The 26,829-nt window shown below is 69.9% G+C and carries 25 protein-coding genes; 21 read left to right on the top strand and 4 right to left on the bottom strand.

Annotated features, from left to right (window positions below):
- Positions 1 to 50: 50 nt before the first annotated feature.
- The 3 genes from KOL93_RS08065 to KOL93_RS08075 are packed head-to-tail and all read left to right on the top strand — an operon-like array spanning position 51 to position 3,470.
- Positions 51 to 1,175 (top strand): thiamine pyrophosphate-dependent enzyme, encoded by a 1,125-nt coding sequence (locus KOL93_RS08065; protein ID WP_308291578.1) that lies wholly within the window; start codon positions 51 to 53, stop codon positions 1,173 to 1,175.
- Positions 1,172 to 2,152 carry an alpha-ketoacid dehydrogenase subunit beta gene (locus KOL93_RS08070; protein ID WP_221584826.1) on the top strand — a complete coding sequence of 327 codons (981 nt, stop codon included), beginning with the start codon at positions 1,172 to 1,174 and terminating at the stop codon, positions 2,150 to 2,152. The genes KOL93_RS08065 and KOL93_RS08070 overlap by 4 nt, the downstream gene beginning before the upstream one ends.
- A 13-nt stretch (positions 2,153 to 2,165) precedes the next feature.
- Positions 2,166 to 3,470: a dihydrolipoamide acetyltransferase family protein gene (locus KOL93_RS08075; RefSeq protein WP_221584827.1), complete on the top strand. Its 1,305-nt coding sequence runs from the start codon at positions 2,166 to 2,168 to the stop codon at positions 3,468 to 3,470.
- 89 nt (positions 3,471 to 3,559) lie between these two features.
- Here the strand turns inward: KOL93_RS08075 and KOL93_RS08080 are convergent, their stop codons facing one another.
- The gene (locus tag KOL93_RS08080) at positions 3,560 to 4,573 is read right to left on the bottom strand and encodes a GTP-binding protein (protein ID WP_221584828.1); all 1,014 of its coding nucleotides are present in this window, start codon (positions 4,571 to 4,573) and stop codon (positions 3,560 to 3,562) included.
- Positions 4,574 to 4,648: 75 nt separating this feature from the next.
- Between KOL93_RS08080 and ykgO the strand changes: the two genes are divergently transcribed.
- The 15 genes from ykgO to KOL93_RS08155 all read left to right on the top strand — a co-directional run bounded on the left by ykgO (position 4,649) and on the right by KOL93_RS08155 (position 19,893).
- A complete protein-coding gene (ykgO, locus tag KOL93_RS08085; RefSeq protein ID WP_221584829.1) occupies positions 4,649 to 4,771 on the top strand; it encodes a type B 50S ribosomal protein L36 in 123 nt (40 codons plus the stop codon).
- A gap of 126 nt (positions 4,772 to 4,897) precedes the next feature.
- The gene (locus tag KOL93_RS08090; RefSeq protein ID WP_221584830.1) at positions 4,898 to 8,149 is read left to right on the top strand and encodes a DEAD/DEAH box helicase; all 3,252 of its coding nucleotides are present in this window, start codon (positions 4,898 to 4,900) and stop codon (positions 8,147 to 8,149) included.
- 51 nt (positions 8,150 to 8,200) lie between these two features.
- Positions 8,201 to 9,205: a metal ABC transporter solute-binding protein, Zn/Mn family gene (locus KOL93_RS08095; protein WP_221584831.1), complete on the top strand. Its 1,005-nt coding sequence runs from the start codon at positions 8,201 to 8,203 to the stop codon at positions 9,203 to 9,205.
- Positions 9,206 to 9,348: 143 nt separating this feature from the next.
- Positions 9,349 to 10,176, top strand: coding sequence for a metal ABC transporter ATP-binding protein (locus KOL93_RS08100; RefSeq protein ID WP_221584832.1), 828 nt, complete (start codon positions 9,349 to 9,351; stop codon positions 10,174 to 10,176).
- Positions 10,176 to 11,066 carry a metal ABC transporter permease gene (locus KOL93_RS08105; protein WP_221584833.1) on the top strand — a complete coding sequence of 297 codons (891 nt, stop codon included), beginning with the start codon at positions 10,176 to 10,178 and terminating at the stop codon, positions 11,064 to 11,066. Before KOL93_RS08100 ends, KOL93_RS08105 begins: the two co-directional genes overlap by 1 nt.
- A gap of 9 nt (positions 11,067 to 11,075) precedes the next feature.
- Positions 11,076 to 11,477, top strand: coding sequence for a Fur family transcriptional regulator (locus tag KOL93_RS08110; RefSeq protein WP_221584834.1), 402 nt, complete (start codon positions 11,076 to 11,078; stop codon positions 11,475 to 11,477).
- A gap of 106 nt (positions 11,478 to 11,583) precedes the next feature.
- The gene (locus tag KOL93_RS08115) at positions 11,584 to 12,552 is read left to right on the top strand and encodes a permease (protein WP_308291579.1); all 969 of its coding nucleotides are present in this window, start codon (positions 11,584 to 11,586) and stop codon (positions 12,550 to 12,552) included.
- Complete coding sequence (locus KOL93_RS08120; protein WP_221584835.1) at positions 12,542 to 13,291, top strand: TIGR03943 family putative permease subunit; 750 nt, start codon at positions 12,542 to 12,544, stop codon at positions 13,289 to 13,291. Before KOL93_RS08115 ends, KOL93_RS08120 begins: the two co-directional genes overlap by 11 nt.
- Complete coding sequence (locus tag KOL93_RS08125) at positions 13,281 to 14,726, top strand: hypothetical protein (RefSeq protein ID WP_221584836.1); 1,446 nt, start codon at positions 13,281 to 13,283, stop codon at positions 14,724 to 14,726. Before KOL93_RS08120 ends, KOL93_RS08125 begins: the two co-directional genes overlap by 11 nt.
- 192 nt (positions 14,727 to 14,918) lie before the next feature.
- Entirely contained in the window at positions 14,919 to 15,155 is a 237-nt protein-coding gene (gene rpmB, locus KOL93_RS08130) for a 50S ribosomal protein L28 (protein ID WP_221584837.1), read from the top strand.
- Complete coding sequence (gene rpmG / locus KOL93_RS08135; RefSeq protein WP_110589930.1) at positions 15,155 to 15,325, top strand: 50S ribosomal protein L33; 171 nt, start codon at positions 15,155 to 15,157, stop codon at positions 15,323 to 15,325. The genes rpmB and rpmG overlap by 1 nt, the downstream gene beginning before the upstream one ends.
- Positions 15,326 to 15,327: 2 nt before the next feature.
- Positions 15,328 to 15,633, top strand: a complete 306-nt coding sequence (rpsN, locus tag KOL93_RS08140) for a 30S ribosomal protein S14 (RefSeq protein WP_221584838.1) — start codon at positions 15,328 to 15,330, stop codon at positions 15,631 to 15,633.
- A 220-nt stretch (positions 15,634 to 15,853) separates the two neighbouring features.
- Positions 15,854 to 17,137 carry an MFS transporter gene (locus tag KOL93_RS08145; protein WP_221584839.1) on the top strand — a complete coding sequence of 428 codons (1,284 nt, stop codon included), beginning with the start codon at positions 15,854 to 15,856 and terminating at the stop codon, positions 17,135 to 17,137.
- Between the two features lie 236 nt (positions 17,138 to 17,373).
- A complete protein-coding gene (locus KOL93_RS08150) occupies positions 17,374 to 17,661 on the top strand; it encodes an HU family DNA-binding protein (protein ID WP_221584840.1) in 288 nt (95 codons plus the stop codon).
- 258 nt (positions 17,662 to 17,919) lie between these two features.
- Positions 17,920 to 19,893: a cytochrome c oxidase assembly protein gene (locus tag KOL93_RS08155; protein WP_221584841.1), complete on the top strand. Its 1,974-nt coding sequence runs from the start codon at positions 17,920 to 17,922 to the stop codon at positions 19,891 to 19,893.
- A 99-nt stretch (positions 19,894 to 19,992) separates the two neighbouring features.
- Here the strand turns inward: KOL93_RS08155 and KOL93_RS08160 are convergent, their stop codons facing one another.
- Complete coding sequence (locus tag KOL93_RS08160; protein WP_221584842.1) at positions 19,993 to 21,096, bottom strand: hypothetical protein; 1,104 nt, start codon at positions 21,094 to 21,096, stop codon at positions 19,993 to 19,995.
- An 83-nt stretch (positions 21,097 to 21,179) separates the two neighbouring features.
- Here KOL93_RS08160 and KOL93_RS08165 point away from each other — a divergent pair, with 83 nt between their 5' ends.
- Positions 21,180 to 22,553: an ATP-dependent DNA helicase gene (locus tag KOL93_RS08165; protein ID WP_221584843.1), complete on the top strand. Its 1,374-nt coding sequence runs from the start codon at positions 21,180 to 21,182 to the stop codon at positions 22,551 to 22,553.
- A 57-nt stretch (positions 22,554 to 22,610) separates the two neighbouring features.
- Positions 22,611 to 23,864 (top strand): serine hydrolase domain-containing protein, encoded by a 1,254-nt coding sequence (locus KOL93_RS08170; protein WP_221584844.1) that lies wholly within the window; start codon positions 22,611 to 22,613, stop codon positions 23,862 to 23,864.
- A 15-nt stretch (positions 23,865 to 23,879) separates the two neighbouring features.
- Here KOL93_RS08170 and KOL93_RS08175 read toward each other — a convergent pair whose 3' ends face one another.
- Entirely contained in the window at positions 23,880 to 24,416 is a 537-nt protein-coding gene (locus tag KOL93_RS08175; protein WP_221584845.1) for a TetR/AcrR family transcriptional regulator, read from the bottom strand.
- Between the two features lie 99 nt (positions 24,417 to 24,515).
- Between KOL93_RS08175 and KOL93_RS08180 the strand changes: the two genes are divergently transcribed.
- A complete protein-coding gene (locus KOL93_RS08180; RefSeq protein WP_221584846.1) occupies positions 24,516 to 26,057 on the top strand; it encodes an MFS transporter in 1,542 nt (513 codons plus the stop codon).
- Here the strand turns inward: KOL93_RS08180 and KOL93_RS08185 are convergent.
- A complete protein-coding gene (locus KOL93_RS08185) occupies positions 26,020 to 26,652 on the bottom strand; it encodes a YitT family protein (RefSeq protein ID WP_221584847.1) in 633 nt (210 codons plus the stop codon). The two genes, KOL93_RS08180 and KOL93_RS08185, sit on opposite strands and share 38 nt — an antisense overlap.
- Between the last annotated feature and the right edge of the window lie 177 nt (positions 26,653 to 26,829).

The raw sequence follows: 26,829 nt of genomic DNA on the forward strand, positions 1-26,829 counted from the left end.
GTGTCGCTTCTTCTGCGCCTGGCACGCGCGTGCGGGCCTAGCGTGGAACAGTGACTTCGGCAGACACCTCCGTGCGCTTCCTCGAGCCCGATGGCTCGTTCGCGCCCACGCCCGACGCCGAGCCGTATCGCGAGATCGTCGACGCGCTCGACGACGACGCGCTCGCGCAGCTCTACCGCGACATGGCGGTGATCCGCGCGTTCGACCATCAGGCGACGCTGCTGCAGCGCCAGGGCCAGCTCGCCCTGTGGCCCCCGTCCCTCGGGCAGGAGGCCGCGCAGGTCGGATCTGCGCGCGCGACGCGCCCGCAGGACGCAGTGTTCCCGTCATACCGCGAGCACGCGGTCCTGCGGATCCGCGGCGTCGACCCCGTGAACGTGCTCGCGCTGATGCGCGGCACGACGCACGGCGGATGGGATCCGTCGGATCCGGCGAACGGAAACACGCGCCTGTACACCCTCGTGCTCGGCACGCAGACGCTGCACGCGACGGGCTATGCCATGGGGCTGAACCTCGACGGCCGCGCGGGTACGGGCGATGTCGACGCCGACGAGGCGGTCGTCGTGTACTACGGCGACGGCGCCGCGAGCGAGGGCGACGTGCACGAGGCGATGGTCTTCGCCGCCTCGTACAACACGCCGCAGCTGTTCTTCCTGCAGAACAACCAGTGGGCGATCTCGGTGCCCGTCTCGACGCAGGCGAAGGTGCCGCTGGTCGAGCGCTCCGCGGGATACGGGATCCCGAGCGTGCGCCTCGACGGAAACGACGTGCTCGCGTCGTATGCCGTCTCGCGCATGCAGCTCGACGAGGCCCGCACCGGCGGTGGTCCTCGGGCGATCGAGGCCGTCACCTACCGCCTCGGCGCGCACACGACGAGCGACGACCCGACGAAGTACCGCACGCGCGAGGAGGAGGAGTCGTGGGAGCGCCGCGACCCGATCGCCCGCATGCGCGCGTTCCTCGAGAACCGCGGCGCGAGCGGATCCTTCTTCGCGGACGTCGACGCCGAGGGCGAGGCGCTCGCGGTCGACGCGCGCGACCGCGTCGTGAAGATGGAGGGGCCGTCTCCCGACAGCATGTTCGCGCACGTGTACACGGATCCTCACCCCCTGATGGAGCGGCAGGCGGCCTGGCTCGCCGAGTACGAGGCGTCGTTCGAGGGAGGCGAGGCATGACCCGCGAGACGATGACCTTCGCGAAGGCGATGAACGCCGGCCTGCGCCGCGCGATGGAGAACGACCCCCGCGTGCTCCTCATGGGAGAGGACATCGGCAAGCTCGGCGGCGTCTTCCGCGTCACGGAGCACCTGGAGCGCGACTTCGGCGAGAACCGCGTGCTCGACACGCCCCTCGCCGAGGCGGGCATCGTCGGCACGGCGATCGGGCTCGCGATGGGCGGCTTCCGTCCCGTCATCGAGATCCAGTTCGACGGCTTCGTGTTCCCCGCGTTCGACCAGATCACGACGCAGCTCGCGAAGCTCACGAACCGCCACAGCGGATCCCTCTCGATGCCGGTCGTCATCCGCATCCCGTACGGCGGGCACATCGGCGCGATCGAGCACCACCAGGAGAGCCCGGAGGCGTACTTCACGCACACGGCGGGCCTCCGCGTCGTGAGCCCGTCGACGCCGAACGACGCGTACTGGATGATTCAGGAGGCGATCGCGTCGAATGACCCGGTCGTCTTCATGGAGCCGAAGAGCCGCTACTGGCAGAAGGGCGAGGTCGAGCTCGACGCCTCGCCTGGTCCGCTGCACGCGTCGCGCGTCGTGCGCAAGGGGTCCGATGTCACGCTCGTCGGCCACGGCGCGATGGTCGCCGTGCTGCTGCAGGCCGCGGCCATCGCGGAGGGCGAGGGTACGAGCTGCGAGGTGATCGACCTGCGTTCGCTGTCGCCCATCGACTACGACCCGATCGTCGAGTCGGTGCGCTCGACGGGACGCATGGTGTGGGCGCAGGAGGCGCCGGGCCACACGAGCATCGGCGGCGAGATCGCGTCGACCGTCGCGGAGCGCGCCTTCTACTCGCTCGAGGCGCCCGTCATGCGCGTCTCAGGTTTCGATGTGCCGTTCCCGCCTGCGAAGCTCGAGGGCAAGTACCTGCCCGACGCCGATCGCGTGCTCGAGGCCGTCGACCGCGCACTCGCTTTCTGAACCGGAGGATCCTATGGAGACGTTCCACCTGCCCGACGTGGGCGAGGGCCTCACGGAGGCCGAGCTCGTCGAATGGCGCGTGAAGCCCGGCGATGAGATCGCCGTCAACGACACGATCGCCGACATCGAGACCGCGAAGAGCGTCGTCGAGCTGCCGTCGCCGTACGCCGGAACGGTCGGCGAGCTGCTCGTCGAGGAGGGGGCGACCGTCGACGTCGGATCCCCGATCCTCACGGTCGCGACGGAAGCGGCCGCGGAGCCGGCGTCCTCCTCCGAGGGCGGCGCGACTCCCGAGGCCGCGGCGGACACGTCCGACTCCGCCGTGCTCGTCGGGTACGGCAACGGCGGCGAGGCGAAGACCCGCCGCACCCCCCGCACCCACCAGGCGGTCGTGACCTCGTCGGTCGGGGTCGTCGCGAAGCCGCCCGTGCGCAAGCTCGCACGCGACCTCGACGTGACGCTCGCGGAGGTCGCGGGCACGGGGCCCGCCGGCGAGGTGACGCGCGACGACGTCGTGAAGCACGCCGACCAGGCGTCGGTGTTCCGCAACCTGTCGACGCCCGAGTGGCCTGCCGAGCGCGAGCGGCGGATCCCCGCCCCGCAGAAGGCGACGGACCCGCGCTACGAGGCCGTTCCGGTCAAGGGCGTGCGCAAGGCGACGGCGAACGCGATGGTCGGATCCGCCTACACGGCCCCGCACGTGTCCGTCTGGACCGACGTCGACGCGAGCCGCACGATGGAGTTCGTCGCGCGCCTGAAGCAGCAGCCGCAGTTCGCCGACGTGAAGGTGTCGCCCCTGCTCGTGTTCGCGAAGGCGCTGCTGTGGGCCGTGCGACGCACTCCGGAGGTCAACTCGGCGTGGGTCGACACCGACTCGGGCGCCGAGATCCAGGTGCGCGGCTATGTCAACCTCGGCATCGCGGCGGCGACGCCGCGGGGGCTCCTCGTGCCGAACATCAAGGACGCCCACGAGATGTCGCTGCGCGAGCTCGCCGTGGAGCTGCAGACGCTCACGCAGACCGCGCGCGACGGCAAGACGACCCCCGAGGGGCAGTCGGGCGGCACCATCACCATCACGAACATCGGCGTGTTCGGCATGGATGCCGGCACCCCGATCATCAACCCAGGCGAGGCCGGCATCGTGGCGATGGGATCCATCCGCCAGAAGCCGTGGGTCACGGACGGCGAGGTGCGCCCCGCGTGGGTGACGACCGTGTCGGGATCCTTCGACCACCGCATCGTCGACGGCGACAAGATCAGCCGCTTCCTCGCGGACATCGCGGCCGTCCTGGAGGAGCCCGCTCTCCTGCTCGACTGAGCGGTGTGTTCGAGTGACGCCCGCGTCCTTTCCTGCAGGCCGGAAGGGTCGCGGGCGTCACTTCTGTGCCTGCGGCGCGGGCGCGGCGCTCAACCCGGCACATCCTCCCAGGCCGGGAACGGATCCTCGTAGGTCGCCCAGGCGTCGGGGCCAGCGGCGAACTCGTCGTCTGTGAGCGACGCGGCGTCGAGGGCTCTGCCGAGAGCCGCGCGGTCGAGATCGAGTCCGAAGAACGCGAGGTCGTGCCCGGCGGTGAGCAGCTCCTCGTCGTCGCCGAGGTCGCCGTCCGACGCGACCGGCGGGAACGAGAGCATCGCGCCGACGTGCTCCCAGTGCGCGGTCACGCCGGGCCGCGTCGCCAGGCGGCAGAATCCCGCCGAGCGCAGGATCGTGCCGAAGCGCCCCTGCTCGATCTCGTCGAGGAGCAGCGACAGCCGGGCGGGATGGAACGGGCGCGTCGACTCGATGTGCGCGGCGGCGACCCGCGCGTCGGTCATGTGCGGTGCGAAGTCGTGATTGAGCACAGCGATCCATCCCGGCCGGTCCTGCACGGCGGGCATCGGCACCGCGACCTCGGGTGCGGGAAACGGCGCGGGATCCAGACGGATCCGCGCGCGCGGGCTGAGCGCGCTCACGACGGCCAGGACGACGGAGAGGTCGGGAGTCGGCAGCGGCTCCCAGCCCGCGAGCACGACCGTGGTGGCGTACTCGATCTGGGTCGCGGTCGCCAGCGCGCGTGATCGGAACTCGCGATCTCCGTCCTCGCCCGGGCGGACCACGTAGTCCTCGCGGGCGAGGTCGTCGAGCAGGTGCATGGCGTCGACGACGCAGGTCAGGCCGACGAGCCTGCCCGTCGACGCGGGGTGGGCGAAGCGGCCGATGATCTCGGTCGGCGGGATCGCCGCGGGGAACTCGACGACGGATCCGCCCGGCTGGTCGGTCCAGGGGATGAGCGCCTGGGCCTCGGCGACGGGGTCGGGCGACATCCCGATGCGCGCCGCGGTGACGAGCGTGCGCGAAGAGGTCTCGGCGTGCTGGGCGGCGTAGCGCGCGCGTTCCGGTGTGCACGTGCCCGTCACGGCGATGACGTCGACCTGGTCCATCGGATCCTTCTCTCTGTTCGCGGCAGGAGGGAACCACGCTACTCTAATGAGAACCATTATCAATAGGAGGTTCCCATGAAGGTGCGTGCATCGATCAGGTCGCTCACGACGAAGCCGGGGGCGCAGGTCGTGCGCCGGCGGGGCCGCGTCTATGTCATCAACAAGCTCAACCCGCGCTTCAAGGGCAGGCAGGGATGACGCGCGTCGGCGCTCCGGTAACGCGTCTGACCCTTCATCGCGCGATGAAGAGTCAGAGGCGTCACCCGAGAGGCGGATCTCGCGTGGGTTCTTGGATTGTCGGGGGTGGCGCCTAGCGTCAGGTGCGTGCCGAAGCTCCTGCTCACCCCCGCCCTCGTCAACGGGCTGTTCCTGCCCGACGACGCCGAGGCGGGGCGCATGCTCGCCGACCGGCTGCCGATCCGCATCACCCAGATCGAGCTGGGGCGCGATGTGTCGACGGCACTCGTGTCGGTCGGCGCGCTCGCTGTCTCGGTGCTCGCCGAGATCCGCGACGACGGCGAGGTCGATGTCCGATGCTGGTGCCCGCACGACGGCGACGCCTGGTGCGGGCACGCGGCTGCGGCGCTGTATGCCCTCGCCGAACGCGACGAGCCGTTCGGCGTCGGCGGGGTGGGGCACGGCATCGGGCGGCCTCGCGCGATGCCGCAGCGCGAGCCGTGGGAGCGCACGCTGAGCGGTCTCTTCGATCCGACGGAGGCCGATGACGGCGCCGATGAGCCGAGCGAGATCGCCCTCCTGTTCGCGGTGCGCCGCAGTGAGAGCGGCGACCCGAAGGGCGACGGCGTCGCGATCCGGCCCGCCGTGCGCGGGGCGCGCGGGGCCTGGGTTCGTTCCGCCGTCACCTGGCGCGACGTCACCGAGGTGCGCACGACGGATCCCCGGTGGCGCGCGCTCGCCGAGATCGAGGCGCTGCATGCGTCACGGGAGAACTTCGCGGCCGTCGGCGAGCGACTGCGGGCGGGCAGTCGGTATCGCTCGCACTACGGCGGCGGCTGGGGTGCGCCCGACTGGATTCGTCTCGACGCGGTGCCGTCGCGCGGGCTCTGGCAGGCGTTCGCCGATGCGCATGAGGCGGGCGTCGAGTTCGTCGCCGACGACCCCGCGCAGGGCGGGGTCGCGCTCGCGTCCGGACGGGCCGAGGGGCGCGTCGATCTGCGCTCCGTGCGCGGGCGGCTGTGGGTCGAACCGGTCGTGATCGACGAAGGCGCCCCTCTCGAGGGGCGCACGCTGCCCCTCGGTGCTCCGACGGCGGCGGTCGCGCGCATCGGCGGCGCGCACGCGTCCATCGAGTCGCTCGTCCCGCTCGCCCAGCCCGTCGGGCCCGCGTACGACGCGCTGCAGCGCTCGGGGCATCTGTCGATCCCGCCCGAGCGCATCGACGACTTCACGCGCGACTATCTGCCGAGGCTGCGCGAGGTCGCGCCGCTCGTGTCGAGCGACGGGTCCTTCGCGATCCCCGACCCGCCCCGGCCGGTGCTCGTCCTCGCCGTGCGCCACGCGGATCCCGTCTGCCGCACCTTCTGGGAGTGGGAGCACCCGGCCGGCGCCGGCCGACAGCGGCGCGTCGAGCACGAGATCATGGACGCCGTCGAGGCCGCCGCGGGGCGGTTCGCGCACCTGCTCGGGCGGCGCCGCATCGACCGCGTGCTCCCCGCGCGCGACCTCGGCCGCGACGAGACGGTCGAGTTCCTCGCGGAGGTCCTCCCCGCCGTCCGGGCGCTCGACGACGTGCGCGTCGAGCTGCACGACGAGGTCCCGTCATACGAGTTTGCGACGGAGGCCCCGGTCGTCTCCGTCGGCGCGGATCCCTCGGGCCACGACTGGTTCGAGCTCAACATCGTCGTCACCATCCAGGGCGAGCCCGTGTCGAGCAGCGAGCTGCTCAAGGCGCTCGCGCAGGGCCGCACCTACTTCACGCTCATGAGCGGCACGACGTTCCCGTTGCTCGGCGAGAACTTCGCGAAGCTCCGCGACATCCTCGCGGAGGCCCGGGCGCTCGACGACCGCCCGTCCGACCAGGTGCGCGTCAGCCGCTATCAGGTCGACCTCTGGCAGGAGCTCGCCGAGATCGGCGTCGTCGCCACGCAGGAGAGCGCCTGGTTCGACGCGATGGGGCGACTCGGCGACGCGCAGGCGGAGCGAGCCGATCCGCCCGACTCGTTCCGCGCCGAGCTGCGCGACTATCAGCGCGACGGGTTCAGCTGGCTCGACTTCCTGCGCCGGCATCGCCTCGGCGGCGTGCTGGCCGACGACATGGGGCTCGGCAAGACCGTGCAGGTGCTCGCGGCACTTGACGCCGCGCGTGTCGACGAGCCCGACGCGCGCTACCTTGTCGTGACCCCGACGAGCGTCGTCGGCCACTGGGTGCACGAGGCCGAGCGCTTCGCGCCCGCGCTCGGCGCTGTCGCGATCGGGCAGACGGCCGCGAAGCGCGGCACCGCGCTCGCCCAGGCGGCGGGCGAGGCCCGGCTCCTCGTCACGAGCTACGCGATCTTCCGGCTCGACCATGAGGCGTTCCAGCAGATGGGGTTCCGCGTCCTCGTGCTCGACGAGGCGCAGCAGGTGAAGAACTCGGCGTCGCGCGGCTACGCGTGTGCGCGCACGCTCGACGTCCCGACCAAGTTCGCGGTGTCGGGCACGCCGATGGAGAACGACCTCATGGAGCTGTTCGCGGTCGCGACCCTCGTGGCCCCCGGCCTCTTCGGTTCGCGGTCGCATTTTCGCGAGGAGTACCACCGAGCGATCACGCGCGAGAACGACCGGTCGCGGCTCGACCGCCTGCGCTCGCGGCTGCGTCCCTTCCTCCTGCGCCGCACGAAAGAGCTCGTCGCACCCGAGCTGCCGCCGAAGACCGAGCAGACGATCGAGGTGGCCCTGCGCCCCGATCACCGCAGAGCCTACGACAAGCGGTTCCGCCGCGAGCAGCAGCGCCTGCTGGGCATGCTCGACAACGTCGACGAGAACCGCGTGCAGATCCTCGCCGCCCTCACCACGCTGCGCCGTCACGCGCTCGACCCGGTGTTCGCCGACACGACGGGGCCCTCGGCGAAGCTCGAGGAGCTCGGGCGCCTCCTCGACGAGATCGTCGCCGATGGTCACCGCGTGCTCGTGTTCAGTCAGTTCACCGAGTTCCTCGGCCTCGCCGCCCAGACGGCCGACGATCGCGGCATCCGGTACGCATACCTCGACGGATCCACGTCGCAGCGCGGCCGCGAGCGCATGATCGCGCGCTTCCGCTCCGGAGACGTGCCGGCGTTCTTCATCTCCCTCAAGGCGGGTGGTGTCGGGCTCACACTCACCGAGGCCGACTACTGCATCCTGCTCGACCCGTGGTGGAACCCCGCCGCCGAGACGCAGGCGATCGACCGCACGCACCGCATCGGCCAGGACCGCCCGGTCATGGTCTACCGGCTCATCGCCGAGGGCACGATCGAGCAGAAGGTGATGCAGCTGCAGGATCGCAAGCGCAAGCTGTTCGAGGACGTTCTCGGATCCGGCGACGCGACCGCCACCGGAGCCCTCTCGGCCGAGGACTTCCGGGCGCTGCTGGCGTGAGGACGCGAATTCACAGACGATAACGATTCTCATTTCGCGTAGACTGGCCGCATGCTCAACCGTCGTGCTCTGATCGCCGCGCCCCTGCTCGCTGTTCCCGCCCTCGTCCTGGCCGGGTGCGGCGCGTCCGCGGATGGAGCTGAGAGCGCCGACGGCGAGTACACGATCGTCGCCTCGACGAGTGTCTACGCCTCCCTCGCCGAGCAGGTCGTCGGTGACGCCGCCGAGGTGACCGCGATCATCGACTCCGCGACACAGGACCCGCACGACTACGAGGCGACCGCACGCGACCAGCTCGCCGTGCAGGACGCCGACCTCGTGATCATGAACGGCGGGGGGTACGACCACTTCATGGAAGAGCTCATCGACGGCGCGAACGACGGATCCGGGCGCGAGGCCCTCACCGTCGTCGCGTTCAACCACGACTACCCGAACGACGGCGAGGCCGAAGAGGCCCACGACCATGCCGAAGACGAGCATGGTGAGCACGCCGATGAGGAGCACGACGAGCACGAGCACAACCACATCGAGGGGTTCAATGAGCACGTCTGGTACGACCCCCACACGGTCGAGCACTTCGTCGAGGCGATGGCCGAGGGGCTCGAAGAGCGGATCCCCGGCGCGGCCGACGACATCGCCGCGAACGCCGAGAGCGTGATCACCGAGATCGGATCCCTCGAGGATCAGCTCGCCGAGATCGAGCAGGCGCATGCGGGGGCGACCGTCTTCTTCACCGAGCCGGTCGGCGGCTACCTCGCTGCGGCGGCCGGGCTCGAAGACGTCACGACCGAGGGCTTCGCCGAGTCGGTCGAGGCCGGGCAGGATGTCGCACCCGCGACGCTGCTCGATGCGCTCGAGTCCGTCGAGGGCGGCGACGTCGACGTCCTGGTCGTCAACGCGCAGACCGGCGGATCCGAGACCGACCGCCTCATCGAGGCGGCCGAACGGGAGGGCGTCCCGGTCGTCGAGTTCGCCGAGACCCTGCCCGAGGGATCCACCTACGCCGAGTGGATGACGGACAACGTCGACGCCCTCGCCACCGCCCTCGACGACTGATCTCCGCGCGCGCTCCTGAGGAGAAGTGCGGGATCGAGGATCCGCGGCCCGCATGTCGTCCTCACGAGTGCGCATCTCCTCATCGCGGCACGCGCTCAGCCCGCTCTCGAGAACGATTATCAGTCCGCCGGTACGATAGCCGGATGACCGAACCCGTGCTGCGCATCGACGGCGCCGCTCTGCGCCTGCGCGGTCGCGAGCTGTGGCAGGGACTGGATCTCGAGATCCAGCCGGGCGAGTTCGTCGCCGTGCTGGGGCCGAGCGGGTCGGGCAAGACGACGCTCCTGCGCGCGGTCCTCGGCCTGCAGCAGCTGAGCGCGGGCCGGATCAGCGTCGCCGGACGCCCGGTGCGCAAGGGCAGCACGCACGTCGGGTACATCCCGCAGCAGCGCCCGTTCCCGCTCGGGACGAACATGCGGGCGAGGGATCTCGTCGCGCTCGGCATCAACGGCACGCGCTTCGGGCCGCCGTTCCCGCGCCGCGGCGACAGGGCGCGCGTCGACGAGCTGCTCGAGGCGGTGGGCGCGGCGCGCTTCGCCGACGATCCGGTCGGCTCCCTGTCGGGTGGCGAGCAGCAGCGCCTCCGCATCGGGCAGGCGCTCGTCGATCGGCCGCAGCTGCTGCTCTGCGACGAGCCGCTCTCGAGCCTCGACCTCGCGAATCAGCGCGCCGTGACGAACATCATCGACCGCGAGCGACGCGAGCGCGGCGCAGGCGTGCTGTTCGTCACGCACGACATCAATCCGATCCTCGGAGCCGTCGACCGGATCCTCTACATCGCGGGCGGCGGGTTCCGCCTGGGCACGCCCGAGGAGGTGCTGCGCAGCGAGGTGCTGAGCGAGCTGTACGGGGCGCCGGTCGAAGTCATCCGGGCGGGCGGGCGCCTGCTCGTCGCGGGCATCCCCGACGCCGAACCCCACCACCCGCACCACGAGCACCATCACGACGACGACGAAGCAGGGGTCTTCTGATGTCCTGGTCCGACATCTTCTCCTTCGAGGACTACGGCGCCCTGCTGCAGCTCATGTCGAACTCGATCGCGGCGGCGGCCGCACTCGGCATCGTCGGCGGGCTCATCGGCGTCTTCGTGATGCAGCGCGACATGGCGTTCGCGGTGCACGGCATCAGCGAGCTGTCGTTCGCCGGCGCGGCGGCGGCGCTGCTGTTCGGCGGATCTGTCGTCGCGGGATCCCTCGTCGGAGCCATCGCGGCCGCGCTGCTCATCGGCATCGCGGGGGCGAAGGCCCGCGATCGCAACTCGATCGTGGGCGTGCTCATGCCCTTCGGGCTGGGGCTCGGGATCCTTTTCGTATCGCTCTACGACGGGCGCTCGAGCAACCGCTTCAGCCTCCTGACCGGCCAGATCGTGTCGGTGTCGAACCCCGATCTCGGCGGGCTGATCGTGATCAGCGCGATCGTGCTCGTGGGCCTCATCGTCGTATGGAACCCGCTGCGGTTCGACTCCCTCGACCCGCAGTCGGCCGAGGCGCGCGGACTGCCGACGCGCGGCCTCAGCATCGTGTTCATGCTGCTGCTCGGCGCGATCGTGGCGGCCGCCGTGCACATCATCGGCGCCCTGCTCGTCATGGCGCTGCTCGTCACCCCCGCGGCGGCCGCGATGCGCCTCAGCTGCGGCCCCGTGGCGGTGCCGCTGCTGTCGGCGCTCTTCGGCTTCGTGTCGGCGGTCGGAGGGATCCTTCTCGCGATCGCCGGCACCCTGCCGGTGAGTCCGTACATCACGACGATCTCCTTCGCGATCTATCTCGTGTGCCGCGTCGTCGCGGCTCGCCGCGAGCGGATCCTCCGGGTTCGCCTCGAGAAGGCCACGCTCGCGACGACCGGCGTGCCGGTCGCGAAGTAGGCTCGAGATATGGCTCAGCGCAACACCTGGCAGCGCGAGCGCGTGCGCGACGCGCTCGCCGAAAGCGACGGGTTCGTGAGCGCGCAGGACCTGCACGCCCTCATCCGCGACGACACGGGGATCGGCCTCGCGACCGTCTACCGCGCGCTCGCCGGCCTCGCGAAGACGGGCGAAGCCGACAGCCTGCAGAGCCCCGAGGGCGAGAACCTCTACCGCGCCTGCGCGACCGACTCGCATCATCATCACCTGATCTGTCGTCGCTGCGGGCGCACGGTCGAGATCGAGGCGACGGCCGTCGAGAAGTGGGCGCGCGAGACCGCCCGCGCGCACGGTTTCACCGACGCCGAGCACGTCGTCGACATCTTCGGCGTGTGCGAGGCGTGCGCCGCGATGACCGCCGCGGGCGACTGACCGAGTGATGATCCCGGCTCAGCCCGCCACCCGCGGACGCGACGACGCCGATTCCGCGGCGGGCGGCCGGACACGCCGTCCGATGCCGTCAGGGCGTCGAGTTCTGATGTCGATGGGCATCGGCGCCGTGGTCGTCGCCGTGCTGTTCCTCATCGAGGCGTTCCTGCCGGCGCTGTTCTCGGATCCGCTTCCCACCCGCGCGCAGGACGGCCTGACGCTCGCGCTGAGCGTTCTCATCGAGTCGCTGCCGTTCGTGGCGTTGGGCGTCTTCCTGTCGATCGTCATCCAGGTGTGGGTCCCCGCGGAGATCATCCACCGCGTGCTGCCGACGCGCGCGTGGGCGCGGCGCATGGTGCTCGCGGCGCTCGGCATGCTGATCCCCGTGTGCGAGTGCGGCAACGTGCCGTTCGCGCGCGGTCTCATGATGCGCGGCCTCACGCCGGCCGATACGCTGGCGTTTCTCGTCGCGGCGCCGATTGTCAACCCGATCGTCATCCTGACCACGCACCAGGCGTTCGGCTGGGACAGCGGGATCCTCGTCGCGCGCATCCTCGGCGGCTACGGCATCGCGCTCCTGATCGGCTGGCTCTACAGCCGCCACCCGGATCCGCAGAGCATGCTCACGGAGCGCTTCCAGATGACGTGCGAGTCGGCGGCGGTGGACGACGGGTCCGCGCGCTGGAAGCGCAGCCTCGGCCAGCTCGTCGTCGAGCTCCGCGCCGTCATGCCGGCCCTCATCCTCGGATCCGCGATCGCTGGAGCTGTCCAGGTGATCGTGCCGCGGTCGGCGCTCGTGGCGATCGGATCGAACCCGGTCCTGTCGATCGTCGCGATGATGCTGCTCGCCATGACCGTCGCGATCTGCTCGAACGTCGACAGCTTCTTCGCGCTGTCGTTCGCGTCGACGTTCACGACGGGGTCCCTCGTGGCCTTCCTGCTCGTGGGCCCGATCGTCGACGTGAAGATGATCGCGCTGCTGCGCACGACCTTCACGGGCCGCGTAATCGCCGGGATCGTCGCGGTCGTCCTGCTCTCCGCCTTCGCCGTGGGGACGGTGATGAACCTTGTGGTCTAGAGCCGTCGACCGCTGGCTCGGGGTCGGGCTGGCATCGCTGATCTCCGTCGTCACGATCTGGCTGACCGTGACCGACCGCCTGCAGCTCTACATCAACCCCTCGCAGGCCTGGTTCGCGTGCGGTATGGCCGTTCTGCTGCTCCTCGGGGCGATCGCCTCGTTCGCGCTGCCCCTCGGGGAGGAGGATCACGGGCACGATCACGACCATGGGCACGATCATCCGTCGCCGCGACGCGTGCTGGGGCTCGGCGCCACGGCGGTCGGCGGCGTCCTGGCCTCGGCGGTGGCCGTGCTCGCGATCGCTCTGCCGCCCGCGACGCTGTCGGCCGAGCTGGCGATGCAGCGCGACACCGGCTCCGCACCCCTGTTCGCGGGGGCCGACGACGTGCAGCTCGGCGTCGTCGACACGTCGGGCTTCGGCGTGGGCGACTGGTCGGCGACGTTCGCGACGGCCACGAGTCCCGAGCGCTACGAGGGCGAGGACGTCACGCTGACCGGCTTCGTGACGCCGGACGACGACGGATCCGTCAACCTCAACCGCCTCGTCATCACCCACTGCGTCATCGACGCGCAGCCGGCCGCGCTGCCCCTCTCCGATGCCGAGGGCGCGAGCGACCTCGAGCTGGGCCAGTGGGTCGAGCTTCGCGGATCCATCGCGGTCGACGACAGCGGCGCCCTGGTGGTCCAGGCGGCGTCGATCGAGCGGATCGACGAGCCGGAGGATCCGTATGAGTACTGACTCGCGGCGATCGCGGCGCGTCGGCCGAAGCAGAGGGCGCTTCGTCGCGGCCTTCGCGATCGTGCTGGCCGCGCTCGCGCTGGTCGGGGGACTGGGAGCGGCGGCGAGCCTGTCGCAGGGTCCGCGCGTCACCGATGTGCAGGTGGATCCCTCCGCAGCCATCGCCGAATCGGGCAGCCGCGTGATCTTCACGGCCAACCAGTCGCTGTCCGGCATCGATCCCGAACAGGTCGTGGTCGAACCCGCCACCGACTTCACCGTCGACGCCGCCGGTCGCACGGTCGGCGTGCGCTTCCCGGCGGCGCTCGACGCGGGGGAGAGCTACACCGTGCGCGTCGACGGAGTGACCGGCGTGGGCGGCGGGCCGGAAGCCGACCTGGTGACGACGTTCGAGACCCCGCGCGCGCAGACATTCGTGCTCGAGCGCGACGCCGACGGTCAGGACAAGATCGTGCGGCACACGATCGGCGCCGACGAGGATCCGACCCCGGTCTTCCTCGCGGAGAGCATCGATGACTTCCGCGCGACGAGCCGCTACCTCGTGGCGTCGATCGTCGAGGGCGACGGCATGCGACTCGTGGCGCTCGACCTCGAGACGCGCTCGGAGGACGGGGCCTTCGAGGCGGCCGAGATCCCGCTGCCGGGCGACGGGATCGTCACGGGGCTGCAGGCCTCGGAGCGCGGTCAGCTGTTCGGATTCACCTACACCGACCGCGACGTCACCGAGGACTCCGGGCGCGCGAGCGTGCTGTTCACGGGATCCCTGCGTGACGCCTTCGCGGACGGCGGCACCGAGGTGACGCCCGTGACGGTCGGCGAGAAGGAGCCGAGCATCGACCGCTGGCGCTTCGTGCCCGAGACGTCGTCGCTTCTGCTGAACGACTTCGAGGGCGACCTCACCCTCGTCGACCGCGAGAGCGAGGACGGCGAGATCTCGTCGTTCGGCGTCGCGCTCGGCATCGAGGGTGTCGCCCGCTCGACGTACACGGCGATCGTCGACCGCGCCGACGCGGGTTTCGTCGAGCTCGACCTCGCGACGGGCGAGCAGAGTGTGCTCGATGACGCCGACCTCGGCGACGACCTGGCGATCAACCACCTCATCCCCCTCGCCGACGGCGGCACGCTGCGCGCCTACGCCGAGATGGTCGACGGCCTTCCGGGCGACTTCCGCGTCGTGCAGGTCGCGACCGACGGATCCGTGGCCGATGTCGCGCAGGTCGAGAAGGGCGACTCGCTGCTGCAGATCTGCGCGTCGCCGAGCGCCCAGTACGCGGCCGTCGTCGTCGCGCCGGACATCGTGAGCAACCCCTATGGCGGTCAGCCGCAGCCGCTCCCGGAATCGGTCGAGACGCGCGTCGTCGACATGGCGTCGGGCGACGAGATCGCAGTGCTCGACGGCTTCGACATCAGCTGGTGCGAGGTCGGGCCCTGGTGAGGGATCCTCACAGCCGACGTTCACCGGGCGTGTCGCGCCTCTGGTAGCATCGATCTTTGGCTGTGCACACTCCTGTGCGCAGTTCGCGCGCTCCTCACCTGAACACAGCTCAGCAATGGGCGGGTGCAGAGCGTGCAGGCAAGAGATCTTGGGTGGCCCGATCTGGGCCACGGTATTGAAGGAGAGTGAACTATGGCTGCTGTGTGCCAGGTGACGGGAGCCACCCCCGGCTTCGGTCACAACGTCTCGCACTCGCACCGTCGCACGAAGCGCCGGTTCGACCCGAACGTTCAGAAGAAGACGTACTACGTGCCCTCGATGGGCCGCAAGGTCACGCTGACCCTGTCGGCTAAGGGCATCAAGGTCATCGATGCCCGCGGCATCGAGTCGGTCGTCAAGGACCTGGTTGCGAAGGGTGTGAAGCTCTGATGGCGAAGAAGACTCAGGACGTTCGTCCGATCATCAAGCTGCGCTCGACGGCGGGAACCGGCTTCACGTACGTGACCAAGAAGAACCGCCGCAACAACCCCGACCGTCTCGTGCTGAAGAAGTACGACCCCGTGGTCCGTAAGCACGTCGACTTCCGCGAGGAGCGTTAATAATGGCCAAGAAGAGCAAGATCGCCAAGAACGAGCAGCGCAAGGTCATCGTCGCGCGCTACGCCGAGAAGCGTCTCGAGCTGAAGAAGACGCTCGTCAACCCGCACGCGTCCGACGAGGAGCGCGAGGCCGCTCGCGTGGGTCTGCAGAAGCTGCCCCGCGACGCATCGCCGATCCGCGTCCGCTCGCGCGACGTCATCGACGGACGTCCCCGCGGTGTCCTGACGAAGTTCGGTCTCTCGCGAGTCCGCTTCCGCGACATGGCGCACCGGGGCGAGCTGCCCGGCATCACCAAGTCGAGCTGGTAAGCATCGCGAACGGAAGGGCGGGATCTCCTCGGAGGTCCCGCCCTTCTCTCGTCTCTGAGTGAATATCGAGATACCTCTGGCCGTATCCCTATACGCGTAGGTATCGTGGCGTCCGGACGCACAGCCGCGTCCGAGAGTCGTACCAACGAAGGCACCCATCTCCATGTCACAGACCGTCCCTCGAACCCGCGACCTGCGGAGTCACCTCGAACACGCTCCGATGTCCTTCTATCAGTGGGCGATCGTCGCCTGCGCCGTCGTGCTGAACGCGAATGACGGATACGACGTCGCGGCCATGTCGTTCGTGTCCGTCAACGTCGAGAAGGAGTTCGCGCTGAGCGGGTCCGAGCTCGGCACCGTCATCAGCGCCACGCTCGTCGGAATGGCGATCGGCGCGTTCGCGATCGGTCGCCTCGCCGACATCGTCGGCCGCCGCTGGACCGTCATCGGATCCGCCGCTGTCTCGACGATCGGCATGTTCCTCGCGGCGTCGTCGGCCGACGTGGTGCAGCTCGGCGTCTGGCGCGTGCTCACCGGCCTCGGCGTCGGCGGCATCCTCGCGAGCATCACGGTCATCACCTCCGAGTTCTCGAGCCGCCGCTGGCGCGGACTGGCGATCGGGCTCTACGCAGCCGGCTACGGCGTCGGCGCGTTCCTCGGGGGCATCGCCGCCAACGGCCTCCAGGAGACCTACGGCTGGCGCTCGGTGTTCCTCGTCGGCGCGAGCGTCAGCGTCCTCGTCGTCCTCGCGCTCGTGCTCTTCGTGCCCGAGTCCGTGCAGTTCCTCGTGAACCGCCGCCCGGCATATGCCGACAGGGCGCTTCGCCGCATCGCGCGGCGCGTCGGCTTCGACCCCGAGCGTTCGTCCCTCGCGGACATGGTCGACCTTCCCGACGAAGCGCCCGCCTCGCGCCTCGCCGACCTCTTCCGCGGCCGGCTGCTCGCGATCACGCTGCTGCTGTGGGTGGCGTTCTTCATGGTGATGTTCGGCTTCTACTTCGTCAATTCGTGGACGCCTCGTCTCATGATCGAGGCGGGCATGACCACTGAGCAGGGCGTCGTGATCGGCATGGCCCTCGCGATCGGAGGCGCCGTCGGATCCGTCCTCTACGGCGTCGTCGCCGTGCGTTTCTCGCAGGAATCCGTGCTCATCGCCTTCCTCGTGCTCTCGACCGCGTCGATCGTCGTGTTCGTGCTCTCGACGGGTCTGCTCGCCGTTGCGTTCGTGCTTGGCGTGCTGACCGGCCTGCTCGTCAACGGCTGCATCGCCGGTCTGTACTCGGTCGCACCGGCGCGCTACGGCACCATGACCCGTGCGACGGGCGTGGGATCCGCCCTCGCGGTCGGCCGCATCGGCGCCATCTTCGCCCCGATCGCGGGCGGCGCCCTGATCGATGCCGGATGGACGAACGTCGCCCTCTACTCGAGCGCCGCCGCGCTGCTGCTCGTCGGTGCGCTCGCCGTCACGGTGCTGCGCCGGATCCCCGAGGTCGAGGACGCCTGACCGCATACCGCCCGGATCCCCGGAACCACGCGGATCCGGGCGGTATGTCGCCACATCCGTCACATCTGTACCGAATTTGGGGCGACACGCCGCCCGAATCGCCTCGGAACCCCCGGAAATACGCGGAATGGCGGGGCGAAGCGTTAGTTTTGTGCACGGTCACACGACCGAGCCGGGGGTTCACGCTCTCGGTCCAACGATTCGTCACGGTGCCCCGGCGCCGATGGAGGAACACAATGGCCGACAAGAACATCACCAAGACCGAGCTCGTTGCCAGCATCGCCAGCGCGACCGGTCAGAGCCAGGCCACCGTCTCGGGTGTGCTCGACTCGCTCTTCACCACCGTCTCCGAGGCTGTCGCCAAGGGCTCGAAGGTCTCGATCCCCGGCTGGATCGCGTTCGAGCAGGTCGACACGGCCGCTCGCACGGGCCGCAACCCCCAGACCGGCGCCGAGATCAAGATCCCGGCCGGCAAGCGCGTCAAGGTGACCGCGGGCTCCAAGCTCAAGGCCGCCGTCAAGTAAGACGACGTCGTCTGACGACGCGGGCGCTCTCCTTCGGGAGGGCGCCCGCGTCGCGTGTACGGCATCCCCACCTCCGTGTCCCACAACACGCCGTCTCCTGAGCGCCGTGACGGCGTGTTGTGGGACACGCGTGGGGAGCTCCCGCTTCCGTGTCCCACGACACGCCGTCATCACCCCGCCGTGGCGGCGTGTTGTGGGACATGGTGACCGGGCGGGCGTCCAGGGAGCGTGCGAGCGGGCAGAACTAGGATCGGTCGGGTGAGTCCTCGCGCGCTGCGGGCCGCCGGGCCCGTCATCCTCCTCGTCGCGGCGGTGTGCGCGCTCGTCGCGTCGCTGGTCGTCACGGGAGCCGCGGGGGAGCTGGCGCTGCAGAGCTCGGGCGCCGTCGTGCGCTGGGGTGTGCCGTTCGCGAAGATGCTCGTGAACATCGGCGGATCCGTGATGCTCGGATCCCTTCTCCTCGCCCTGTTCGCCCTGAAGCCGGGAGAGCGCGCGTTCGAGATCGCCCTCGACACGGCCTCGGTCGGCGCCGCCGTCTTCACCGTCGCGAGCGGAGCCACGACGTTCCTGCTGTACCTCGATGGATTCAACCCCGAGCTGTCGCTCGGATCCGAGTTCGGCACCCAGCTGGGCCGCTATCTGACCGAGACCGAGGTCGGGCAGGCCTGGCTCGTCCAGACGGCCGCGGGCGCGATCGTCACCGTGCTCGCGTTCGCCGTACGCGGATGGCTGTCGACGCTGCTGACGGCGATCCTCGCGGCGGCCAGCCTGGTGCCGATGGCGACGCAGAGCCACTCGGGGGACCTCGCCGACCACAATCTCGTCGTCACGGCGATCGCGATCCACATCCTCGGCGCGGCCGTGTGGCTCGGCGGACTCGTCGCGCTCGTCGCGATCCGGCCCGTGCTCGAACCCGGGCGCATGCGCGTCGTCCTCGAGCGGTACTCCTCGGTCGCGCTCATCGCGTTCGTCGTCGTCGCGGTCTCCGGCTTCCTGCGCTCGCTCGCCTCGATCGCCTCCCTCGACCAGCTCGTCACGGATCCGTACGGCCTCGTCCTGCTCGTGAAGATCGTCATGCTCGTCGGCATGGGTCTGCTCGGCGCCTGGTATCGGCGCCGCCTCATCGCGAAGAGCGAGGAGAAGAACGCGATGTTCTGGGCGGTGCTCGCGCTCGAGTTCGTGTTCATGGGCATCGCGTCGGGTGCCGCGGCGGCGCTCGCGCGGTCGGCGTCGCCCGTGAGCGACGTGCCTCCGCCTCTCGAGACGCCCGCCGAGATCCTCACCGATTCCCCCCTCCCGCCTCCGCTCACGCCGAGCGCCTGGTTCACGCAGTGGGAGATCGATCCGCTGTGGCTGCTCATCGCCGCCTTCGCCATGGTGTTCTACGCCGTCGGCGTGTGGCGCCTGCGCCGGCGGGGCGACACGTGGCCCGTGTTCCGCACCGTGTTCTGGATGCTCGGCATGGCCCAGCTCATCTGGGTGACCTGCGGGCCGCTCAACGCGTACGGCCACTACCTGTTCAGCATGCACATGCTGCTGCACATGCTGCTCGCGATGGACATCCCGCTCATGCTCGTGGCCGCCGCGCCCGTCTCGCTCGCGGCCCGCGCGATCCGCAAGCGGGAGGACGGCACCCGGGGCGCGCGCGAGTGGATCCTCTGGGCCGTGCACAACCCGCTCGCGAAGGTCCTGACGCATCCGATCGTCGCGGCGGTCATCTTCATCGGATCCCTGTGGCTGTTCTACTTCAGCGACCTGTTCCGCTGGAGTCTGTACGACCACATCGGGCATCAGTGGATGGTCGCCCACTTCCTCATCACGGGCTACCTGTTCGTGATGACGCTCACGGGCATCGATCCCGTCCCGTACCGCATGCCGCACGCGGGTCGTCTCGTGACGCTGATCATCACGATGGCGATGCACGCGTTCTTCGGCATCGCGATCATGACCCAGGAGGGGCTGATGGTCGCGGAGTGGTACGGATCCATGGGTCGCACCTGGGGGCCCAGCCCACTCGAGGATCAGTACACGGGCGGCGGCATCGCCTGGTCGATCGGCGAGATCCCGACGCTCATCACGGCGATCACCGTCGCGATCCAGTGGAGCCGCAGCGACGAGCGTCAGCAGAAGCGTCGCGATCGGCATGCCGATCGCACGGGCGACGCCGAGCTCCAGGACTACAACGCCCGCCTCGCCGAGATCGCGGAGCGTGACAGGGCGCGCGGGCTCTGAGCCGACCCGCGTGACGCGCCTGATCCTTCGCGTGCGGCGGAAGGGTCGTCTGCGTCACTCGAGCGCGGAGGGTGTGGTGCTCCCGATCGAGCGCGCAGATCAGCCGTCGAGGTTGCCGGCCTGGTCGATCGTGATGTGCACGCCGCCGTCGTCCGACACTTCGACGGAGGCGACCATCGTGAAGTAGACGTCGCGCTCGACGGGCTCGAGCACGCCCGTGTAGTAGTTCTGCAGCGTCAGCGAGAGACGGACCATGCCGGAGGTGGGCGAGACGCGCCAGTCATCGCCGTCGGGCACGAGCGCCGTGGTCGGGTAGTCGACCATCTCCCACGCGATGTCGGGCTGCGCGATGCCCGACGCCGAGATGTCCGGGGGAGCGCCGAAGGGGCACCCCTGCGGCTGGAGGACCGCCTGAGTGGTGCACTTCTCGTCGAGGAACTTCTCGATGTTGTCCTGGACGACCTCGTTCAGCTCCGGTGTGGGTTCGGTCTGGATGTCGACCTCGACGGTCTCGAGGGACCCCGCCGATCGCACGCTCCGCGGATCCGCGACCGTGGCCGCCGTGTCGACGGCGACGTCGTAGGTGCCGGGGGAGAAGGTCAGCAGCGAGACGGGGTCGAGCGCCTTCGCCTCGAGCCCCTCCGGCGAGACCTGGCGCTTGTCGATCTCGAACTCGTTGACGGAGAACTGCCAGGAGCCCCGCACCGTCAGGTCGATGACGGAGAGAGGGCTTCTCTCGAACGCCCAGGCGGGGACGAGGCCCGCCGTGCCCGTGCGCTCGACGGAGAAGACCATCTCGTCGGGCTTCCCGTCGAGCGTGTACCCGACGGTGATCTCGATGATCTCGTCCTCGCCGTCGGAGGTCACGCGCTCCTCGGTGGCGTGGATGTCCTCGATGTCGCTCGTGAGCGTCGCCGAACGCAGCAGGGTCTCGGACGCATAGCCGCGGTCGATCTCCTCGAGCTCTGTGAACTCGGGAGCGACGCCGGGCATCGCCAGGGCCCCGGACGCGTCGGCATCGGCGATCTCCTCGACGTATCGTTCGGCGAAGGCGCTGGCGCTCCAGAGCTCGCGGTAAAGGGCGAAGAAGGCGGCGACGAGCGCGAGGATGAGCAGCGCGAACAGGGCGATCGCGATGATGAGATCCCGCATGGCGTGCGTCGAGCGCCGCGCGGGGGCGTGCTCGACGGATCCACCTGGCATGCGCACAGTCTAGGAACGCCGCCCTGGAGAACCTCTCTCCACACCCTGGTCGTTGCACGACCGTTCTCCAATACCCTGGAGAGATGCCCGCTCCCGCTCTGTCTGCCGAACAGGAGGCGCTCTTCCGGCTGATCGAGGACACCCAGGAGCACGTCTTCGTCACGGGTCGCGCCGGAACGGGCAAATCGACGCTGCTGCGCCACCTGACGTGGAATACGAAGAAGCAGATCGCGATCTGCGCGCCGACGGGCGTCGCCGCGCTCAACGTCGAGGGCCAGACGATCCACTCGCTGTTCAAGCTGCCGATCGGGCTCATCGCCGACAGCGACATCGACCAGTCCGACGCGACGCGCAAGCTGCTCAACGCGATCGACACGCTGGTCATCGACGAGATCTCGATGGTCAACGCCGATCTCATGGACGGCATCGACCGCTCCCTCCGTCAGGCGCGGGCTCGCCGCCGCGAGCCGTTCGGCGGCGTGCAGGTCGTGATGTTCGGCGACCCCTATCAGCTCGCGCCCGTGCCGCCTCGCGGCGACGAGGCGAAGTACATCGCCGACCACTACGACTCGTTCTGGTTCTTCGACGCGAAGGTCTGGGCGGGATCCACGGCGGGGGATGGCCTGCTCGAGATGGGCCGGGTCGGAGCTGAGCTGAACATCCGCGAGCTCACGCAGATCCATCGCCAGGACGACGACGCATTCAAGACGATGCTGAACGCGGTGCGATACGGCCGCGTGACGGCCGACATCGCCGAGACGCTGAACAGGATCGGATCCCGCACGCCTCCCGAGGATGCGAAGGATCCGATCATCACGCTCGCGACCCGCAATGACCGCGTGAACACGATCAACGCGAAGCACCTCGACGCCCTGCCGGGGCGGGAGCAGACGGCGGTCGCCGACGTCAGCGGGGATTTCGGCCGCGGCGACACGTACCCGGCCGACGAGCACCTCAAGCTCAAGATCGGGGCGCAGGTGATGTTCCTGCGCAACGACGTCGCATCAGGTGGGGAGCCGCCGCGGTGGGTCAACGGCACGATCGGCACGGTGACACGCATCATGGGCGACAGCGTGCGCGTCGACGTCGACGGCGAGGAGTTCGATGTCGAGCCGGCCGTCTGGGAGAAGTACCGCTACGCGTACGACTCGTTCCAGAAGAAGCTCTCGCGCGACGTCGCGGCCGAGTTCACGCAGTTCCCGCTGCGACTCGCGTGGGCCGTGACCATCCACAAGTCGCAGGGCAAGACCTACGACCGCGCCATCGTCGACCTCGGCGCCGGTGCGTTCGCGCCCGGGCAGACGTACGTCGCGCTCTCACGTCTTTCGTCGCTCGACGGCCTCTATCTCTCGCGACCGCTGCGCCCGCGCGATATCCGCGTCGACGAGAACGTGCGCCGCTTCATGCGCACGGCGTGGGAGAGGTACGGCAGCGAGATGCGGCAGGCGGCACCGTGAATCCGTCCCGACGGGAGAGCGCTTAGACTCGGACCAGTCTGTCTTCCAGGGGGTTTCATGGGCTTCTCTGCACGTCGTGGTCGTGTCGCCGGCGCCGTCGCGGCGCTCGCTGCGAGCGCCGTTCTGCTGTCCGGATGCACGGGCGGGGACATGCCAGAACCGCAGGACATGTCCACCCCCCTGCCCGACGGCGTGACCGAGCAGCTCCAGTCGGCGACCGAGCGCGCGATGCAGGCGGGCGGCGCTCCGGGCGCCATCGTCGGCGTGTGGGCGCCGTGGGCGGGCGAGTGGGCGGCGGGCGTCGGCGAGACGGCTCCCGGATCCGGAGAGACGCCGTCGACGGAGATGTCCTTCCGCGCGGGCGAGATCACGCGATCCATGACGTGCGACGTCCTGTACGCGCTCGACGGCGATCGAGTCGTCGATCTCGAGGACCCTGTCACGACGTACGTTCCGAGCACGCCGCAGCTCGAGGATCGTACGCTCGTCGACCTGTGCAACGGTCTCGGCGGATTGAAGGAGTCGACGGGCGCTCGCTGGAACGTGATCCTCGGCAACCCCGACCGCGTGTGGACGCCGCGCGAGTTCATCGCCGCGGGCCTCGGCCGGGGGCTCGGCAACCCGAACACGTGGGGCGACACCGACACGGCCTACTTCCTGCTCGGCATCGCGCTCGAGAACGCGGCGCACACGTCGATGCGCGACCTCTACGCGCGGTACGTCGCCGAGCCGCAGGGCCTCGACGCCACCTACCTCCCGATCGACGCCGCCGGCACGCCGGGGACGACGCCGTTCCCCGGGTTCTACACGTCGAACGCCGCCCGCGAGAGCGGCTGCGAGGGCGAGCCGAAGGAGATGACCGAGCTGTCGGCCTCGTTCGGCTACGCCGACCGAGGCGTCGTGTCGAGCCTCGACGACCTGCGCGACTACGCGAGTGAGCGCGCGGGGCGCGCGGGCTCGAGTGACGACCTCGCGCCGCGGTGGGCCGAGTCGAGTCCGACGAGCTCCGACGGCCCGCAGTGGATCCGCGCCGCCGGCGGCGACCTGATGATGGGCTCGATGATCGGCCAGCAGGGCGAGATGCCGGGCTACAGCACGGCCGCCTACAGCGACGTGAACACGGGGCTGACGGTCGTCGTGGCGCTGAACAACTCGGCGGCCGGCGGCGAGCTCGCCGGTGCGCTCGCACGCGAGCTCGCGGCGATCGCCGCGGAGGCGCCGGGCGAATCGGACGTCGACGCGGCCCTGCCGTGGACGACCGATCAGGCGCACCAGGCGGTCGCCGATGCGGCCGTCTGCCCGATCGACTGACGACGAGGCGGGGCGTCAGGCGCCGCCGCGCACCATGCGCATGAGCTCGGCGACGACCTCGTCGCGGTCCGCGGGGGAGAACGGCGGCTGCTGCATCGCGTCGTCGATCCAGATCCCGTCGGCGGCGGCCAGTGCGATCTGCTGCGTGCGCGTGAGGGTGGCGACGTCGCCGACCCAGCGGTCGCGCAGCTCGATCCACATCGCGGCGTAGGCGTCGTCGCGCATGACGTCGATGAGCACAGACAGCTCGCCGACCGATTCCGTCGTCGACTCGATCGCCGACAGCAGGAAGGCGACGATGCGGTCCTCTCGGGTCGCCGTGTCGAAGGGGCCGTCGAGGTGCCGCAGCGCGTCGGCGTCCCATTCGTCGAGGAGGTGCGCGAGCACGGCGCGGACGAGGTGCTCCTTCGACGGGAAGTGGTAGAGGATCCCGCCCTTCGTCTTGCCGGATTCTGCCGCGAGTCCGTCGAAGGTGAGGGCGCGCAGGCCGATCTGCGACGCGAGCTCGAGGGCGGTCTGCACGAGCTCGTGACGTGCGCTGGGGCGGCTCATGTGATCCTCTCGCGGCGGTCGAAGCACTCCCACCGTACCCACTGAGGGTGCTCATTCCCTGCCCAGTTACTGTACCTACCAGACGGTATAGTAACTGTCATGACCACTCCCGTGACGATCGACAGCGACTCCCGCGCAGGCCTCCGCCAGTGGGCGGCACTGGGCGTGCTCACGATCGCCATCGTCCTGCTCGCCGTCGATGCGACGGTGCTCGCGCTGGCGATTCCCGCGCTCACCGACGCGCTGAGTCCGACCGCCACCCAGGTGCTCTGGATCGGCGACATCTACTCGTTCGCGATCGCCGGCCTGCTCGTCACGATGGGCAACCTCGCCGACCGCGTCGGCCGCAAGCGCCTGCTGCTCATCGGATCCGTCGCCTTCGGGCTCGCGTCCGTGCTGGCGGCGTTCGCGCCATCGGCCGAGCTGCTGATCGCGGCGCGTGCGCTGCTCGGCGTCGCGGGCGCCACGATCATGCCGTCGACGCTCGCGATCATCCGCGACATGTTCCGCGATGCGACGCAGCGCACCCTCGCGATCGCCGTGTGGTCGGTGGGCTTCACGGTCGGATCCGCCGCCGGCCCGCTCGTCGGCGGCGCGCTGCTCGAGCACTTCTGGTGGGGATCCGTGTTCCTCATCAACGTGCCCGTCATGATCGTGGTCCTGGGTCTCGGAATCGTGCTGCTGCCCGAATCGCGCAGTCAGCGCCCTGCGCCGATCGACCTGCTCTCGGCGCTCCTGTCGGTCGTCGCCATCGTGCCGGTCGTCTACGCCATCAAGCAGGTCGCGAAGGGCGGGCTGTCGGTCGACGCCGCGGTCGCGGTCGCGGTCGGCGTCGCGGCCGGCTGGGCGTTCGTGCGGCGGCAGCGCACCCTCGCGTCCCCGCTCGTCGAGATGTCGCTGTTTCGGATCCCCGCCTTCTCGGGAGCGATCGCCTCGAACCTCGTCGCGGTGTTCGCGTTCTCGGGCCTCATCTTCTTCTTCTCGCAGTACCTGCAGCTCGTGCGCGGGTTCTCGCCCTTCCAGGCGGGGCTCGGCGAGCTGCCGCTGTCGATCGGATCCGTCCTGATCGTCGCGTTCATCGCCCTGATCGTCGCGCGCTTCGGACAGGGGCGAGCGATCGGAGCGGGGCTGTTCGTCGCCACCGTCGGCCTGGCGCTGCTCGCCCTCGCCGAGGGGATGCCCGGCTACGTGATGTTCGCCGTCGCCCTCGCCACCGTCGGCATCGGCGTCGGGCTCTCGCAGGCCGTCGCGACCGACGCGGTCGTCGCCTCTGTGCCCCGCGACAGGGCGGGCGCGGCGTCGTCGATCTCCGAGATGTCGATCGAGCTGGGCGTCGCCCTCGGCATCGCCGTGCTCGGATCGATCCACAATGCGATGTACCGCGCCGCGCTCGTGATCCCGGAGGGCGCGCCCGAGTCGCTGACGGATCCGGCGGGCGAGTCCCTGCCGCAGCTCGCGAGCGCCGCGCGCGGCGTCGACGGATCCGCGGAGATCCTCGAGGCCGGGCGCGAGGCCTTCACCCTCGCGATGCAGCAGGCGTCGCTGGTCGCGGCCGTGCTGGTCGCGGTCGCCGCCGTGATCGCGTGGCGGGTCGTGCCGTCGGTCAGGACGCCGGCGCGTAGCGACCGGGTCGGTGGTTGAGGGCCACGACGAGATTCATCACGACGGCGCCGAGCGCAGATGCCAGCACGATCGTCCAATCGGCGACCGCGAACGCGGCGAGGACGACGCACGCGTCGAGGGCCATCATCACGTAGCCCGCGCGCAGGTTGTAGCGCTCCTGCAGGATCAGGCCGACGATGTTGAAGCCGCCCATGCTCGCGCCGTGGCGGAAGAAGAACAGTACCCCGAGGCCCACGAGCGTGGCGCCGATGAGTGCCGCGTAGAACGGATCCAGTGTGATGTGGCCGAGGAGCCCCGGCATGCTGTGGAGGGATGTCGATGCCGAGACGAGGGCGATCGCGAGGCAGCTGCGCAGGACGAAGCCCCAGCCCTTGCTGCGGATCGCGAGGATGAAGAACGGCACGTTCACGACGAAGAACAGGACGCCGAACGGGACCGGCGTCGCGTAGCTCAGCAGCAGGGCGAGGCCCGCCGTGCCGCCCGAGACGTCTCCTCCCGCTCGCAGCAGGAAGAAGCCGAGCGAGATGACGACGGTGGCGCACAGGAACCCGAGGACGTCGTCGGCCAGCGAGTGCCTGATCGCGGGCTTCGGGACGGGGAGTGCGGCAGTCATCCCTTCGATGGTGCGCGCACCTGTGCGAAATGCGCAACTTGGCCGTGATGAACTGACCCAATTGACAGGTAGCCGAAACATTCACGACGCACTGTGTGTCGAACGGGAGCGCTTGGCGCACTCGGCTCACCTCACCGCGGTGGCCGAGGGGGCAGCGGGTGCCGCGTTCATTAGGCT

The sequence above is a fragment of the Microbacterium salitolerans genome, assembly GCF_019720895.1.
In the GTDB taxonomy this organism is placed as follows: Bacteria; Actinomycetota; Actinomycetes; order Actinomycetales; family Microbacteriaceae; genus Microbacterium.

Excerpts from the sequence above, each read along its gene's own strand:
- KOL93_RS08070 (WP_221584826.1), top strand. The coding sequence starts at position 1,172 with ATGACCCGCGAGACGATGACCTTCGCGAAGGCGATGAACGCCGGCCTG.
- KOL93_RS08075 (WP_221584827.1), top strand. The coding sequence starts at position 2,166 with ATGGAGACGTTCCACCTGCCCGACGTGGGCGAGGGCCTCACGGAGGCC.
- KOL93_RS08080 (WP_221584828.1), bottom strand. The coding sequence starts at position 4,573 with ATGGACCAGGTCGACGTCATCGCCGTGACGGGCACGTGCACACCGGAA.
- ykgO (WP_221584829.1), top strand. The coding sequence starts at position 4,649 with ATGAAGGTGCGTGCATCGATCAGGTCGCTCACGACGAAGCCGGGGGCG.
- KOL93_RS08095 (WP_221584831.1), top strand. The coding sequence starts at position 8,201 with ATGCTCAACCGTCGTGCTCTGATCGCCGCGCCCCTGCTCGCTGTTCCC.
- KOL93_RS08100 (WP_221584832.1), top strand. The coding sequence starts at position 9,349 with ATGACCGAACCCGTGCTGCGCATCGACGGCGCCGCTCTGCGCCTGCGC.
- KOL93_RS08105 (WP_221584833.1), top strand. The coding sequence starts at position 10,176 with ATGTCCTGGTCCGACATCTTCTCCTTCGAGGACTACGGCGCCCTGCTG.
- KOL93_RS08110 (WP_221584834.1), top strand. The coding sequence starts at position 11,076 with ATGGCTCAGCGCAACACCTGGCAGCGCGAGCGCGTGCGCGACGCGCTC.
- KOL93_RS08115 (WP_308291579.1), top strand. The coding sequence starts at position 11,584 with ATGTCGATGGGCATCGGCGCCGTGGTCGTCGCCGTGCTGTTCCTCATC.
- KOL93_RS08125 (WP_221584836.1), top strand. The coding sequence starts at position 13,281 with ATGAGTACTGACTCGCGGCGATCGCGGCGCGTCGGCCGAAGCAGAGGG.
- rpmB (WP_221584837.1), top strand. The coding sequence starts at position 14,919 with ATGGCTGCTGTGTGCCAGGTGACGGGAGCCACCCCCGGCTTCGGTCAC.
- rpmG (WP_110589930.1), top strand. The coding sequence starts at position 15,155 with ATGGCGAAGAAGACTCAGGACGTTCGTCCGATCATCAAGCTGCGCTCG.
- rpsN (WP_221584838.1), top strand. The coding sequence starts at position 15,328 with ATGGCCAAGAAGAGCAAGATCGCCAAGAACGAGCAGCGCAAGGTCATC.
- KOL93_RS08145 (WP_221584839.1), top strand. The coding sequence starts at position 15,854 with ATGTCCTTCTATCAGTGGGCGATCGTCGCCTGCGCCGTCGTGCTGAAC.
- KOL93_RS08150 (WP_221584840.1), top strand. The coding sequence starts at position 17,374 with ATGGCCGACAAGAACATCACCAAGACCGAGCTCGTTGCCAGCATCGCC.
- KOL93_RS08160 (WP_221584842.1), bottom strand. The coding sequence starts at position 21,096 with ATGCCAGGTGGATCCGTCGAGCACGCCCCCGCGCGGCGCTCGACGCAC.
- KOL93_RS08165 (WP_221584843.1), top strand. The coding sequence starts at position 21,180 with ATGCCCGCTCCCGCTCTGTCTGCCGAACAGGAGGCGCTCTTCCGGCTG.
- KOL93_RS08170 (WP_221584844.1), top strand. The coding sequence starts at position 22,611 with ATGGGCTTCTCTGCACGTCGTGGTCGTGTCGCCGGCGCCGTCGCGGCG.
- KOL93_RS08175 (WP_221584845.1), bottom strand. The coding sequence starts at position 24,416 with ATGAGCCGCCCCAGCGCACGTCACGAGCTCGTGCAGACCGCCCTCGAG.
- KOL93_RS08180 (WP_221584846.1), top strand. The coding sequence starts at position 24,516 with ATGACCACTCCCGTGACGATCGACAGCGACTCCCGCGCAGGCCTCCGC.
- KOL93_RS08185 (WP_221584847.1), bottom strand. The coding sequence starts at position 26,652 with ATGACTGCCGCACTCCCCGTCCCGAAGCCCGCGATCAGGCACTCGCTG.